Origin of the sequence: Flavobacterium sp. (assembly GCF_027484945.1) — a bacterium.
Taxonomy (GTDB): Bacteria; Bacteroidota; Bacteroidia; order Flavobacteriales; family Flavobacteriaceae; genus Flavobacterium.
Map to the genome: position 1 here is coordinate 1 of NZ_JAIXRZ010000053.1, position 14993 is coordinate 14993.

The window sequence follows — 14993 nt, forward strand, 5'->3', positions numbered from 1 at the left end:
ACGTGACCAATCGTACCAATATTAAGGTGTGGCTTGGTACGACTAAAATTTTCTTTTGCCATTTTAATTAATTTTTAAAACTTAGTTATATTTATTAGTGTTCAAATAATTCAAATTTGAGCCAATGACGGGATTTGAACCCGTGACCTCTTCCTTACCAAGGAAGCACTCTACCCCTGAGCTACACCGGCAGATTTTTAAAGGGATTGCCGTTGCTTAACCGCATCAATCAATCCTTTTTATTTTTCAACCCTCCCTGCGGTCGGTCTTTTCATTTGTTAATTAAAGGATTACCTCCTTTTGGTCGTTTTCATCACTTATTGGGATTACCTCCCGTTGGTCGTTTTCAACTCCTGTAGGGATTACCTCCCGTTGGTCGGTGATCCGTAAGGGAGACCCTTACTAAATTTTTTAAACAAATTTTTATCGAAGTAAACTTCACAAAAATTCTTTTTAAAAAATTTTGTGGGGAGAGCAGGATTCGAACCTGCGAAGGTGTAACCAGCAGATTTACAGTCTGCCCTCGTTGGCCGCTTGAGTATCTCCCCTAGCCAAGCTTTAGCTAAAAGCTAAAACAGTATTTTCAGTATGTCAACGTTGCTGAAGTTTAGGTTTTTATTAAAAAAACACCTTTAGATTAAACCATTTCTATAAAGAAAACGGCTATCATTTACCTTTCAACAACCACATAATTTCAAAGAGCCGATGGAGGGACTCGAACCCACGACCTGCTGATTACAAATCAGCTGCTCTAGCCAGCTGAGCTACACCGGCAATAAATAACAAAAAAGTCCGCTATTTCTAACGGACTGCAAATGTAGGGAATTTATTTTTCTATCAAAATATTTTTTTTAAAAAAATTTAATCAACTATAGGAGCGGATTTTTTCTTTGTGTTTTACCAATAATCGCTCCAGTGATTCAGCAGACAATTCAATTGCTTCTTCAAATGACTTGCATTGCTTTTTCACTACCAAATCATCACCTGGCACAAGAATTTTCACCTCCGCCATCTTATTTTCTTTTTCACTAGTATTATCAACTTTTAAAAAAACATCAGAGGAGACGATTTTGTCGTAAAACTTATCCAACTTATCGAATCGCACCTGAATAAAATCAACCAATTTACGATCTACTGTAAAATTAACAGCATTTACATTTACCTTCATACTTCTCATTTTTAAGGTTACACTTATGAGCTACTTCCGGTTTCGGGGGTGCGCTGTACCATGCACTTTTTGCAATTCTGCCAAACTATTGTGCGTATATACCTGCGTTGACGCCAAACTCGAATGCCCTAAAAGCTCTTTTACTGAATTTAAATCGGCCCCCTTGTTTAATAAATGGGTCGCAAACGTATGCCGAAGCACGTGCGGACTCTTTTTTACTTTCTCAGAGACATTACTAAAGTACGTATTTATCAACCGATATACAAACGATTCGTTTAATTTAACGCCTTTTAACAATAAAAAGAAATAGCCCTCATCAATAATCGATTCTAAACCAGCACGTTCCTTTAAATAACCTCGAATCTCTTCTAGTATAATTGGTAATAATGGGATAATACGTTCCTTGTTTCGCTTTCCTAAAACCTTCATCACACCCGTTGCTAAATCTACGTTATTCATTTGCAATCCAATTAATTCGGCCCTACGAATTCCCGTTGTATAAAACAAATCAATAATTAATTTATCGCGAACACCTTCAAACCCCTCAGGGTAATGCAACTGATTTAACACCAAATCCAATTCCTTCTCTGAAAATGGAATCTGTACCTTTTTTGGTGTTTTCAATGCTTTATGCTTGAGCAACGGACTTGCGTTCAACTGACCGACCTTCAATAAAAATTTGTAAAAAGCTTTTAAAGAAGCTACTTTACGGTTAACCGATGTGGTCGAAATTCCATCATCGATCAAATTCACAATCCAGCTTCGAACCATTGGATACTGAACGGCAAGCAAATCATCTGTATCATAGGCCCCCACTAGGTAGTTTTGAAAATACAGTAAATCCGTCTCATAAGCCAAAGCCGTATGGGGAGAATACTTTTTTTCCAATGCTAAATAATCGTGAAAAGCTTTTATATAATCCATAAAAAAACTGCTGTAACAAAGTTATAAAAACTTCCTTACAGCAGCTGTATTTCAATAGGAACTAATGACTATCCTTCCATCGCATCTCTCAATCCTTGGATATATTGCGCTTTTTGGATTTGCGCACGACGCACCACGGATGGCTTAGTAAACGCTTGACGCGCTCTCAACTGACGTACAGTTCCGGTTTTATCAAATTTTCTTTTGTAGCGCTTTAAAGCTCTATCAATGTTCTCTCCGTCTTTAATAGGTATAATTAACATAAGCAGGACACCTCCTTTCATTTAGTGGGCGCAAAGATAATCATAATTTTGAATTTAAAATTATAAAATTTAAAAATAATTTTGGCGTGCCCCCGAAAAGTCGTTTTGGTGTCGCATTACGCAACAGTCGGGGTCGGGTCGTACGCTAGAAGTCCGTTGCTCCGCAGCCGGGCTTTTCGCTTCCACCCCTCACGCAATTCGTGCTAATCTTTCTATTCCTTAACCGCCGGCTGGTAATCTTTTTGGTCGATAATCATCTTCGATAAGATCTCGCGCAAAATTTCTGAAGTTCCACCACCAATTGGCCCCAAACGACTATCCCGAAGTAAACGCGCTAGCGGATATTCTTCCATATATCCATAACCTCCGAGCATTTGCAAACAACTGTATATTGTTTCGTCAGCTACTTTGGTTGATTTCAATTTGGCCATCGTCGCTTCTTTAACAACATATTCACCTTTGTTTAGACGGGCGGTAGCAGCATAGTTAAAAATTTTGCAGTGTTCTACATCCGTAGCATGATTAACCAAGGTATGACGCAAGGCCTGAAATTTATTTATGGTAGTTCCAAACGCTTCTCGTTTGGACATATAATCTATTGTGTAATCGAGTGCGTATTCTGCACGGGCATGGGCATTAATTGCCATCACTAAACGCTCTAAAGCAAAGTGTTGCATAATATATGGAAAACCTTTACCTTCCTCTCCCATCAAATTTTCTAGGGGTATTTCAACATTGTCAAATGCAATCTCAGCAGTATCTGAAGCGCGCCAGCCCAACTTATCCAACTTTGTTGCCGAAACACCCGGCACATTGGTATCCATTAAGAAGATGCTAATTCCTTTGTTTCCTTTTTCCGGACTCGTCTTCGCTGCAACAACATAATAGTCGGCATAAACTCCATTGGTTATAAATGTTTTCGAACCATTGATAACATATTTATCTCCTTTTTTAACTGCCGTAGTTTTCATTCCGGCCACATCACTTCCACCAAAAGGTTCGGAAATACACAAAGCACCTATTTTATCTCCGGCGATACTTGGCGCTAAATATTCGTGTTTAATACGCTCACTTCCCTCGGCATTCAAATGAGTCATCGCTAAATACGCGTGAGCCCACATGGCGGCTGCGAATCCAGAGGAATGAATTTTTTGCAATTCTTCCAAAAACACAACCGTATAAAACAAATCGAGATTCATTCCGCCATACGCTTCCGGATAACGCAATCCGAAGAAGCCCATTTCACCAAATTTCTTCCAAATAAAACGCTCGATAGTGCCTGTCTTCTCCCACTTTTCAATATGCGGCACTACTTCTTTTTGCAAAAAATCTTTAAAACTTGCGCGAAACAATTCATGCTCTTCGGTAAAGTATACTGAACTCATTATAATTTGTTTTTTTAAGGTATATTTTTAGAATTCCAAATATAGCGCAATAATTCTAATTTTGTCCAAATTTATTCCTTTGACATTTGTTAATTTATCTTGTGTAATTGCGCCATTCATACTGCGGTAAGCAACTATATTTCGAGAAACTGGGTATCGAAAATAAGGAAACTGACCTAATGCTTTGATTGTCGCCTCATTAATCTTGATTTTAACCAATTCAGGTGGCGTTTGAATTTCAAAATGAAGTTGCAACGCTTCAAGAACTTCTGGATTTAAGCCATACACTTCATCCAATTGCTCTAAAGCTACAAATGCGCCCAATTGAGCGCGGTACTTTATGATTCGTTCTGCCAAAACGGGTCCAATGCCTCGTATCGCAATAAAATCCTCTACGGCTGCACGATTGAGGTCTTTCTTCAAAATGGGCTGTTTTTTAGGTAGATTTTCAAATGCATCGTTGCGGCTTTTCTTTTGGGTAACCCATGCTGGAAATTTGAAATACGGGGCCATTTTTTGTAAAACCGAATCAGACACTTGTGTAACACTTTGAAAATCGGCAGCTGAGTTTACATATTTATTTTGCTTACGAAACTGCTGCAAACGTTCAAATTGCTTCCCCGACATTCCCCATTTATAAGCTTTATACGCATTTAAAAAATTGGGGTTAAATGGATAAATTATATAGTTTTCTGATTGTTGCACCAAAGTATCTTGATCTGCTTGGTCTGTTAACCATTGCTTCACTTCGGGAGAAATTGGGATTGGTTTTGGAGCAAAAATCTCTGAAAAATAAATAAACTGAAAAGCTATAACGAATAGGCCTAAGCTAAGAATTCCAAGGCGTTGACTTTTTGTAAAATGAGTTAATTGGCGAATAAATGAAAAATTCATACGATTATAGGTCGAAAACCGAGGATCGTTTGCCGCGTACCAAGTCTTTTAACCGGAGTATAAAAGCCAAAGTAAGATACAAACCAAATCCTAATCCTGCCGTCACAAAAGAAATGTAAATAAAGAACAACCGCACATTGGTAGCACGCATCCCTAATTTATCGGCCAAGCGCGAACACACATAAAAGCCGTGTCGTTCAAAAAAATGACGAAGATTAGTAATCATTTGATCCATTTGTTTTCTGTTTCAAAGTTAGCGATTTGTTTTTAACAAGGTTGTGCCGATTGCACAATTCAGGCACTTTTTTAAATCACAATAGGATTTTTTTAATTCAAGTAATGCTTGCGAATGTTGTGCATGTTGCGCTTGTATCCCCAAGTGTGCAAATTTGTCAATTACAGTATTGGATTCTGGTGGAATTTTCTGTAATACTACCAATTGGGCATCTGCATCAAATTTTCCTAAATGTTGTGCATAAGCAAACTTTAATGGAACTAGGGTATTGATTATAAGCAAGTAAATAAATGATTTAGACAATTGCTTACTTTTCTTTCTGGAGGGCTTATCAAAGGTGTAATGGGTTTCCCAATACGAACTAACCCCTACGTGAAATAATTTTTCAAAGTCTGTTAACACCTTACAATTCCAAACCGCCTGAAACAACTGTTGCCGTTTATGATATACCATTGCTAATTGTGCCAACCGAATAGTCGGGAAATTATCGGGACGTAATTTAAAATACTGCATCCGTATATTGGGTGCTTGCATCGAATATTTGAGCTTAAGAAAATCATATCGTGCACACAAATCTTGGGTATAGGTATCCAAAGGGCTTTCGGGCAAAATTCCAGCTTGTCCCATCAGTAAAGCTTCGATTTGATGGACTTCAACTGCTTCTTTACAAAATTGAGAAAAACGAATGGATTGTGCCACTTGAAAAAATGCATCCCCATTGGTATTTAATCCAAAATTTTTGGCCAAAAGTACAAACAGAACTGACTCCCAATCATTTTTATAGGCCTTTAATAATTGTAGTACCGGAATTGCTTTTTGTGCCAAGCGTTCAAAATACAAGCGTTCCAACCAATTGTATAGGACAAATTGGGGAATTGATGACAAATGCTGTTCACAGGGCAACCATTCTTTTCGTAAAAGCAAATGGTGATAATTTTGAATCAACGCTGGATCAACTCGGTGTTGCAACTCCAAAACCGGTATCTCGGAATTATTAGTTCGGTAAACCGGTAAATCATACTCCCAAACAACATGTAGAATGACATTATCGTAATTGGAATCGGTTTCGTGATGGTGTACATACCAATCGGAGGACTTGAGATGAATCTCTACGGTTCCCGCCCATTTTTGGGATCCAATAATTAATTGTGCGTTAAAAAAATCAGGCCCTTCGGTTTGTAAGTAATCACCGGTTTGTAGGAGTTGAATAGACTCACCTGTTATGGTAAACAATTGGTTAACGTTAAAGCATTTGAAACGCCACACATAGTGCAAAAAATCTTCTTTCATAAGGCATATACTAATCTAAATGGAATCGAAACCACGAATTTAAAAAAATCATTTAATGATCGCAATTTTTATCTTTGTAAAAAACAATTTCATGCAAAAATTAGCTTTAATCGGTTTTCTTGGCATTCAAATGGCATTTGGACAATCGTATACGATCACCTATCAAAAAACATCCAATGGAAAAGTTATCCAACCGCAAGATTTAATCCTTGTATTTACTGATTCCAAAGCAACATTAATTTCTTCAAAAAACAGTACGGAGCAACAAGCACCCTTTCCTTATGAAGAAATACTTGTGGAACGCTCTACGCAAAAGATCTTCCAAAAAGCTTATCTAAACAAAGAGCGTTCAGTCGTAACCGTTGACAGCACTTCACTAGAAAAACAAACGTTTGAATTCCTCCCCGAGACAAAAACCATTCTTGGCTATCGATGTAAAAAAGCCAAAACTACAATCAACTCAAATACGATTGAGTTGTGGTATACCGATGCTTTGGGAGTGAAAGGTGGTCCTTCTACTTTGGGGCAAAATCTAGGTTTAGTATTGGAAATTGGCCGCAATGGCAATTTTTATACTACGGCTATCCAAATAGAAAAAGAAAAAGGGAAAAAACCTGTATCGCTTGATATTGGTCAAAAACCAATGGATTTATTGAGCTATCGTGATCAATTATGGAAAAGTCGGTTTATTACAATTCCCATAATTAAGAACCAACTAATCAATTTCTCAGAAAACTCAAAATCAACGGATAGTGTATTCCGGTTTGCTAACGGTACGATTGCCGTTAAAAAACTAAAGTTTCCCGAAATAGCAAAGGGAAGTCAAGTCTTTTTAGATTTAATTGAGCAATCTAATGGTGATGCTTATGATCGTACCGGCTCGGTATTTCTAATTCCAAGCGATAAAAAACTTTCGATGTGGGAAGGTTTAACACAAGGTGCGCAAAGCCTGCCGATTTATGAGAATGGAAACGGAAAAAAATACCAAGGAATCGTTGCAACTGCACAATTTGAACCCCTCATTGAATTAATGCGTTTTTTCACGCCCTTTGGAATTCAAAAATACAATCACATCGAATTAAAAGACAAAACATGGCACACCCAAGTTCCTTATCGTCAAGATATTAGCGAATTGGTTTCAAGTTATTCCGGAAAAGAAGTTTATGTTGGTGTTTTTATTGGGAATTATGACAATGGTGGACATCAAATTTCGATGAATATTACGATTCACCCTGAAGAAGGAGCACAAAATCGACACGGGATTGTAATGCCGTTGTTTAATACTGTAAATATTATGGAAATGGCAGGCCAAGAATACGGTACACTATTTAATCACGAAAAAGGATTAGTTGTTGAATTTACAGTAGAAAAAGACATCGAAAATGCTCGTTTACGGTACCTCACAACCGGACACGGTGGCTGGGAAAATGGAGACGAATTTGTGCCGAAAAAAAATACGATTCTTTTGGATGGAAAAACAATTTTTCAAGTAACTCCATGGCGAGAAGACTGTGGTTCATATCGCTTATTTAATCCTGCTTCAGGAAACTTTGCCAACGGGTTGTCTTCATCGGACTACAGTCGGTCCAACTGGTGTCCGGGCATGGTTACCTATCCTTACTATATCGATTTGGGCAAATTGAACGCAGGCAAGCATTCGATTCAAGTGCTTATCCCCCAAGGTGCACCTGAAGGAACCAGCTTTAGCGCTTGGAATGTTTCGGGGGTGCTGCTCGGAAAATAAAAAAGACTGTCTTAAGGGACAGTCTTATGGTTTTATTTAATCGATCCGATAATATCGTGTTTGGTGATAATATGGTATTTTGTATTGGGGAGTTCGACTAATACGGCCTGACTGTCTTTGGAGAAAAGCTTGGAAACTTCTTCAATAGGGGTAGCGGCTTTTACCACAGGAAACGGTTGACCCATAACTTCACGAATGGGTTTGTTGGCTACATTTTTGTCGACAACATAACTCCGGAATAAATCCGTTTCATCCACAGAACCCACAAAACCAGAAGTATCGATAACTGGAATTTGAGAGATTTTATATTTACGCATACGATCAATTGCATGCGACACCAATTCTTCGGTACGAACAACTACTAATGGTTTGTCTAAATGTGCTTTAATCACATCTTCAGCCGTTGTAATTTCATCCTCCAAGAAACCGCGTTCGCGCATCCAATCGTCGTTGAACATTTTTCCAACATACCGACTTCCAGAATCGTGAAATAAAACAACAACTACATCTTCGGGCTTGAAATGCTCTTTTAATTGGTGAAGTCCTTTCACACAAGAACCTGCTGAGTTTCCAACGAAGATTCCTTCTTCCAACGCAATTTTACGTGTATAAACAGCCGCATCCTTATCGGTTACTTTTGTAAATCCGTCAATCAAACTAAAATCAACGTTTTTAGGCAAAATATCTTCCCCTATTCCTTCGGTAATATAGGAGTAGATTTCGTTTTCATCAAAGATTCCAGTTTCGTGGTATTTTTTAAACACCGAACCGTAAGTATCAATTCCCCAAATTTTGATGTTTGGATTTTTCTCTTTTAAATAACGTGCTACCCCTGAAATGGTGCCTCCGGTTCCTACACCAACTACAAAATGAGTAATTTTACCCTCCGTTTGCTCCCAAATTTCAGGACCGGTTTGTTCATAGTGCGCTTGAGCATTACTTGGGTTGTCGTATTGGTTTACATACCAAGCGTTTGGTGTTTCTTCGGCAAGGCGTCTAGAAACTGAATAATACGACCGTGGATCATCGGGCTCTACATCGGTAGGGCAAACCACTACTTTAGCACCAACGGCACGTAAAATATCCATTTTTTCCTTGGATTGTTTATCAGAAATTACACAGACTAACTTGTAGCCTTTCACAATCGCAGCTAAAGCCAAACCCATGCCGGTATTTCCAGAAGTACCTTCGATAATCGTTCCACCCGGTTTTAATCGCCCATCAGCTTCGGCATCTTCTACCATTTTCAAGGCCATACGATCTTTGACCGAATTTCCCGGATTGAAGGTTTCTACTTTGGCTAAAACCAATGCATCGATTCCTTCGACCACTTTGTTTAACTTTACTAGTGGTGTATTCCCGATGGTTCCTAATATATTTTCTGAATAGTTCATTTTACTTAAATTATACCCGCAAAGATAGTTAATTGCAGTTAGTTAATAAAAACAGCTTCGATTTGACTATACGATTTGCACTTTGTAAAATCGAGCACACTGGTTTTTATGAAGAATTGAATTCTATACTTATTGGAAAAAGTTCCAAACAAAACCAAAGCGAATAATAAAATCGCGATAGGGCATACTTGGAGAAGCATAGAAATTATTTTTACTGACCAAAGAATTTACATGTTCGGCAATAAAGAAAATACGTGTTTGACGTACGCGTGCATTAAAAAACACATCTACTACCGGAAAATTTCCGATTTCTTTTTGCGTTTGAACAAAGAATTCTCCCAAAACTGGATTATAGTCGTTGGCATAGTATTTTGTGAAGTAATTCGCTGTTAGTCCGGTTTGCACATACATCGCTTTATTAAACCAATAGCTATGATAATAAACACTCGAACGCGCGGTAAGTTCGGGTACATTGAGTATTAATTGCTTCTGATCTACTTTTTGGTACAAAGCCGTAAGGTCAAATCCGAGCTTTTTGAATTTAAAATCTCGGTCCACTTTCAAGGATAGATAATTGATAGTCCCCGAAAATTGATGGGGTGTAACCAATTGTTGATTGGGAACATTTTGGACATCTTGAAAGTACAATTTATCATTGATAGTAGCTACTTGAAGCGTTGCGTGAACCCATTGCGTATTGGCTTCTGCTTTAAGCGTATTGTATTTTTCGTTTTTAAAACTGTTGTTCCAATTGTAATTGTTGTAACTGCTTTGTTGAAGGATATAATTATTGTTGGGTAATTTGCTTTGATTTTGGTATTGGAAGACAAAATTATTTTTATCGTTTAAGGCATAGGCGGCCTTTACTTCAAGGTTACGAATTGACTGTTTTGAAATTGCATTGGTTAAATTGACAAAACCTTTCCACGACCCTTTCCGGTATTCATATTCACCACTTAGGGTATTGATGGTTGCCTCTATTCGTTTCGGGATGACCAATGAATTTATTGTACGTGAATTGTCATAGCCAAAACTATAATTGTAATTCTCTACAAAAAATCGAACGGTACCTAAAGATTTATTTTCATATTGAATTCCAGCACGATTATACAATTTATCATAGGTCGCTTGATCATTTATAGACGCCGTTACTTGCGCATCTCCAAAACGGTTAAACGTTGTAGACACCTCATTGAGCACGAGCGTTGTTCCAAGTGAAGCTTGATTGTATTCAAAATATTTGTACTCATAATTAAATCGTTGTATGACATACAAGTTGTTTTGCGCATCTTTGGGATTGACTCGAAAGGCATGATCAAAAAAGAAACGTTTACTTTTTAAAATGGATTGCGCATCGGTGAGATAGACTTGAAGTCGTGCACGGTTATTGTATATCGCATCGCCATTTTCAAAATCGGAAGTGGTTGTAATTCCCCCATTTTCATAATTTAGAAAATCCTGCCCCACATAATGCATATTCAAAGCATAGCGCCCTGCAGGCAATTTGTAGGAAGCAGTCAATCGAAGATTCCCATTACTGACCAATTGGTTGGTATATTTTCCGAGTGATCGTATTCCTTTATAGGCAATTGATATATTAAAATTTTTGGAGGTATTTAAGGTAATAAGCGCATCAACACTTTGCCCTTGCTCCATAACCGTTTTAAAATAAATATCTGAAAAAGGCGTAGGAACATTAAAGTAGCGAATATCTTCGGCTTCCAAAAAAGCGTAATGTTTACCTTGGTAACCCATTTCAGGAAAAATAGAATTTCGTTCTTGTCCAAAATCTAAGCGGTTGTAGGTTTGCCCTTCATTCGGATATTGTAATTGACCAAAACGATCTTTACGGAGATAGTTGAATTGATAAAATCGTTTTAACGAAAGTGTGGTATCAACTAGGGTAGTGTCTTTTTCAATTGTATAGATTTTGTACCAAGAAATAGGCGCTTTTCGAGCGGCTTCTTTTGCTTTTTCCTCAGCGGATTTAATCATGCTTTTGTTAGCCTTTTCAGCAGTTTGCTGTGCTTTGCTAGTCCAAGCTATTCCGATACAAATTAAGATACGAATGAATCTCTTTATCATACAAAATATTTACAGGACAAAAATAGACAATGTTTGTGAGTGAACTTCTTTTTAACAAAAAAATACAGCAAAAAAACGCCTTCATAAGAGAAGGCGTAAACTATATTTTAGAAAAAAATCAATTAGTTTTTAGTAAACTTGCGCATGAAATTTGTTCCTTGTGAAGTAATTTTCACCATATAAACTCCACTTTGCAATGCGCTAACATCAATGGTGTTATTGGTTACCTTTCCGGCAGCAATCACTAATTTACCTGTGATATCATAAATCGATACATCATCTAAAGCATATTCTTTAGTATTATTAAAGTGAATTTCATTGTTGGCTGGACTTGGATACACAAAAAATTCATTATCAGCTTGAATACTATTTAATCCTAATGCCAAACCAGTTGACGCAGAAGCTATCAAAGAATAATCTTGAGTACCCCCTTGTAAAGAACCTTTGTGGGTAATTTGAATGGTATACACCCCGGGTGTTGCATTGAAAATTTGAACTTTTTCAATATTATCGACATTGTTATCGGTAACATTAGTAGCCGGTTCGGTAGGATACTCAGGATCTAACTTCCAAGGATAATAGGTTATACCATCTTTTAAAATTTTTAGATCAAGATTATTTCGCAATCTAGGTGTACGGTTGTCAATAGCATTATTTTGATTTGCAGTACCCGTTGGATCTGTCCATGATACAACAACATTGATATCTTGTGTTGTATTAATTTGAATTGTTTTGGAAAAAGTAGCACCGTTTGCTAACGTATTTTCTTCAATTAAAGTAGATGATCCGTTATTTTTTATAACATTAGAAGCATTAAACCCATCCGCTAAACCCCAACCAAAACTATAATCAGGACCTGGATTATCACCTGCTTCGCGCGCTGATTGGCAAAGCAAACCACGAACCGTAGCTGAACGCATGAATTGAGCATTCAAATCATTATAATAATCTTGTAACATAACAATGAGACCTGTAATGGCAGGAGCAGACATTGAAGTACCCGACAACGATGTGTAAGCAGTATTGGAAGATGAGCTACACGAACTTACACCTACTCCCATTGCCGATATATCCGGTTTGATACGACCATCATCGGTTGGACCCCAATTACTAAAAGAACTCATCACAACACTAGCAGGAGAAGTATAATTTGATACTTGATCAACGGCTGCAACAGTTAATACATTTTTAGCTGTTGAAACACCCGAAAGCAAATCATATCCAGCTTTGTTATTCACTTGAGCTAGCGTAGTTGTACTCCGATCATTTCCAGCCGATTTTACAACTTGGTAATAGGGAAACGTATTCATCAAATCATCTACTTCTATCGATTGCGAATTATAATTTCCAAAATAAAATTCTTGCAATGAGGAAGCGATATTACCATACGAGTGATTAGACACTAAAAAACCATCTGTAGCATATCCAAACATTTCTGCTTCATCACTTGTCCAATCGTAAGCTCTTACATATGCCTGATAAGCAAACCCTTTGCGAGAAGGCTGAATACCTTGAGCACAAATTGTTCCGGTAACATGGGTAGCATGTGTGCTTAAAGTATTGGAAACATCTCCTAAAATAACTCGACCTGTGAATTCTTGATGGGTGTTTAAAACTTTACCTCCATCCCAAACACCTGCAAAAATCTCTAATCCTGTTGCATTAATTCCTAAAGTTCCACCTGGATACATCGTTTCTGCACGCAACGAGCGAACAGAGAAAAAATTATCCGTTTGAAAATAAATGGGTTGACCATCCACAAACCGTTGTGGTTTTAATAGTGTAGGTACGATATGCTGCATCGATTCAAAAACTTTTGCTTTTTGATCAATTTTTTGTTTTAACTGCGCTGCTGCAATAGGATTTGTATGCCTCTGTATTTGCAAACGCTGAGCGGGAGTCTGAGCATTAAGCCCTGTAAATACCGCTAAACCCAATAGTAAATAAATCTTTTTCATGAGGTAAATATAAAAAAAAAGCCTCTCTTTTCAGAGAGGCTTAACATATTTTTAAAAACTGATTAATAACCAGGATTTTGTTGCGAACGAATTACTCCATTAGCATTCAATTCAGACTGAGGAATTGGTAATGTAAAACGATAATCGTTATAAGGAATCGTTAAATCATTAGTAATGATATCATCGGTAGCATCACGAGTGATCGAAGCGTTAGCTTTACCACCTAAACGTTTAACATCGATATAACGGTGTCCTTCAAAACATAATTCATAACGACGCTCATCCATAATTGCTTTCCATGCAGCAGTAGCATCAGCATAGGTAGGTTCAGCGAAAGTACCTGAGTAGCGACGTGCATCACGAATTCTTTTGATTACAGAGGCAACAGAATTTGTTGAACCGTTTAAGTTTCCTTCATTAGCATAACATTCAGCTAAAATCAAATACATTTCAGATAAACGGAAAACCTTTAAATCATTACGTAAAGGGAAACCGGTTTGACCAGGATATTTATCGATAACAATTACATCTGTATCCAAATAGTCAACAGCAGTTGCATAATTAGGATTGATTAAAGACGTAGGGTCAACATTAGCATAACGACGGATATCGTTTTGTAATGCACCTAACTCGTTAAATAAATTTCTACCTACCTCAAACAATGGGCTACCTGAAGCGTTGGTTGTGTTGGTAGTAAACTGAGAAGCAATATTTTCCCAAGTACCTGCAGCAGGACGCAACAATGAGAATACAATTTCACCTTGACCACCTGTTGCAGCATCAGCAAACATTCTACGGTAAGGGTTTGTAGATGCAGCTCCATAGAATGAAGTATTCCAAGAAGAAGAACCTACTGTACCTGTTGGGATTGGTGTAGCAGCTGTTAAGTTAACTCCAGCATTAGCAATCACATATTCAGCATATTGTTTAGCCAAAGTAAAGTTACCTCTATACAAATTCATACGTGCACGCAATGCATTAATCATGTTTTTAGAAACATATTTATACGGAGTAGTACCAGCATTTACATTGGCAATTACGTTGTTGAAAGCATATTCTAAATCAGCATTCATTGCATCAAAGATTACACCGTTAGATGAACGTGGATATTCATCTGAAGCCTCTGCAATATTATCACCAACAAACATAACTCCTAAAGCATTATCATTAGTCATATCCGTTGAGAAATACGTTAACAATTGCATGTAAGCAAAAGCTCTTATTGCACGTGCTTGAGCAATTGCAGAATTGTAACGCGCTAATTCTCCTGGATCTGTTGGAACTGCAACTTGTGTTGAAATTTTTAACAAACGGTTACAACGGTTGATAGTACGGTATTGACCATACCAAATTGCATCTGCATAAGGATTTGCAGTATTGACGATAAAACGGTGAGTCGCAAAATTTTGACCTCCACTACCGCGTCCTACACCTGTTTCGTCAGTAAATACACCTGTAAAACCGATTTCATTTCCTGTAGAAACCGTTGCATAAACACCACTCAAATAGGCCTCCATTTGACCTAAAGTTCTAAATGATTCCTCATTTAACTCACCATCCTGCACAATTTCATATGCATCTTGGCATGAAGAAAGCGACAACAATGCTACACTAGCAAAGGTAAGCGCTAAATATTTTACTTTTTTCATATCT

12 protein-coding genes and 3 tRNA genes are annotated in these 14993 nt (G+C 37.5%); 1 reads left to right on the forward strand and 14 read right to left on the reverse strand.

All coding sequences use genetic code 11. From position 1 onward, the window contains the following. Positions 1–119: 119 nt before the first annotated feature. From Q0039_RS07085 to Q0039_RS07130, 10 genes are all read right to left on the reverse strand, one after another. Positions 120–191, reverse strand: a tRNA-Thr gene (locus Q0039_RS07085). Positions 192–466: 275 nt separating this feature from the next. Further along, positions 467–548: transfer RNA gene (locus Q0039_RS07090), tRNA-Tyr, on the reverse strand. 152 nt (positions 549–700) lie between these two features. Further along, positions 701–774: transfer RNA gene (locus Q0039_RS07095), tRNA-Thr, on the reverse strand. Positions 775–865: 91 nt separating this feature from the next. After that, entirely contained in the window at positions 866–1168 is a 303-nt protein-coding gene (raiA, locus tag Q0039_RS07100) for a ribosome-associated translation inhibitor RaiA (protein WP_297511127.1), read from the reverse strand. A gap of 30 nt (positions 1169–1198) precedes the next feature. Next, a complete protein-coding gene (locus Q0039_RS07105; protein WP_297511128.1) occupies positions 1199–2092 on the reverse strand; it encodes a tyrosine-type recombinase/integrase in 894 nt (297 codons plus the stop codon). Positions 2093–2160: 68 nt separating this feature from the next. Beyond that, positions 2161–2355 (reverse strand): 30S ribosomal protein S21, encoded by a 195-nt coding sequence (gene rpsU, locus Q0039_RS07110; RefSeq protein ID WP_073364309.1) that lies wholly within the window; start codon positions 2353–2355, stop codon positions 2161–2163. 212 nt (positions 2356–2567) lie between these two features. Continuing rightward, entirely contained in the window at positions 2568–3740 is a 1173-nt protein-coding gene (locus Q0039_RS07115; RefSeq protein WP_297511129.1) for an acyl-CoA dehydrogenase family protein, read from the reverse strand. Positions 3741–3767: 27 nt separating this feature from the next. Then, positions 3768–4634 carry a helix-hairpin-helix domain-containing protein gene (locus Q0039_RS07120; protein WP_297511130.1) on the reverse strand — a complete coding sequence of 289 codons (867 nt, stop codon included), beginning with the start codon at positions 4632–4634 and terminating at the stop codon, positions 3768–3770. Positions 4635–4638: 4 nt separating this feature from the next. Then, positions 4639–4860, reverse strand: a complete 222-nt coding sequence (locus Q0039_RS07125) for a PspC domain-containing protein (RefSeq protein ID WP_297511131.1) — start codon at positions 4858–4860, stop codon at positions 4639–4641. Positions 4861–4887: 27 nt separating this feature from the next. After that, entirely contained in the window at positions 4888–6159 is a 1272-nt protein-coding gene (locus Q0039_RS07130; RefSeq protein ID WP_297511132.1) for a DUF2851 family protein, read from the reverse strand. 91 nt (positions 6160–6250) lie between these two features. Here Q0039_RS07130 and Q0039_RS07135 point away from each other — a divergent pair, with 91 nt between their 5' ends. After that, positions 6251–7903 (forward strand): GLPGLI family protein, encoded by a 1653-nt coding sequence (locus Q0039_RS07135; protein ID WP_297511134.1) that lies wholly within the window; start codon positions 6251–6253, stop codon positions 7901–7903. A gap of 32 nt (positions 7904–7935) precedes the next feature. Here the strand turns inward: Q0039_RS07135 and Q0039_RS07140 are convergent, their stop codons facing one another. From Q0039_RS07140 to Q0039_RS07155, 4 genes are all read right to left on the reverse strand, one after another. Further along, positions 7936–9297 carry a pyridoxal-phosphate dependent enzyme gene (locus tag Q0039_RS07140; RefSeq protein WP_297511136.1) on the reverse strand — a complete coding sequence of 454 codons (1362 nt, stop codon included), beginning with the start codon at positions 9295–9297 and terminating at the stop codon, positions 7936–7938. A 129-nt stretch (positions 9298–9426) separates the two neighbouring features. Next, positions 9427–11382 carry a putative porin gene (locus Q0039_RS07145; protein WP_297511139.1) on the reverse strand — a complete coding sequence of 652 codons (1956 nt, stop codon included), beginning with the start codon at positions 11380–11382 and terminating at the stop codon, positions 9427–9429. Between the two features lie 122 nt (positions 11383–11504). Beyond that, the gene (locus tag Q0039_RS07150; RefSeq protein ID WP_297511141.1) at positions 11505–13340 is read right to left on the reverse strand and encodes a S8 family serine peptidase; all 1836 of its coding nucleotides are present in this window, start codon (positions 13338–13340) and stop codon (positions 11505–11507) included. 62 nt (positions 13341–13402) lie between these two features. Continuing rightward, a complete protein-coding gene (locus Q0039_RS07155) occupies positions 13403–14989 on the reverse strand; it encodes a RagB/SusD family nutrient uptake outer membrane protein (RefSeq protein WP_297511143.1) in 1587 nt (528 codons plus the stop codon). Positions 14990–14993 lie beyond the last annotated feature (4 nt).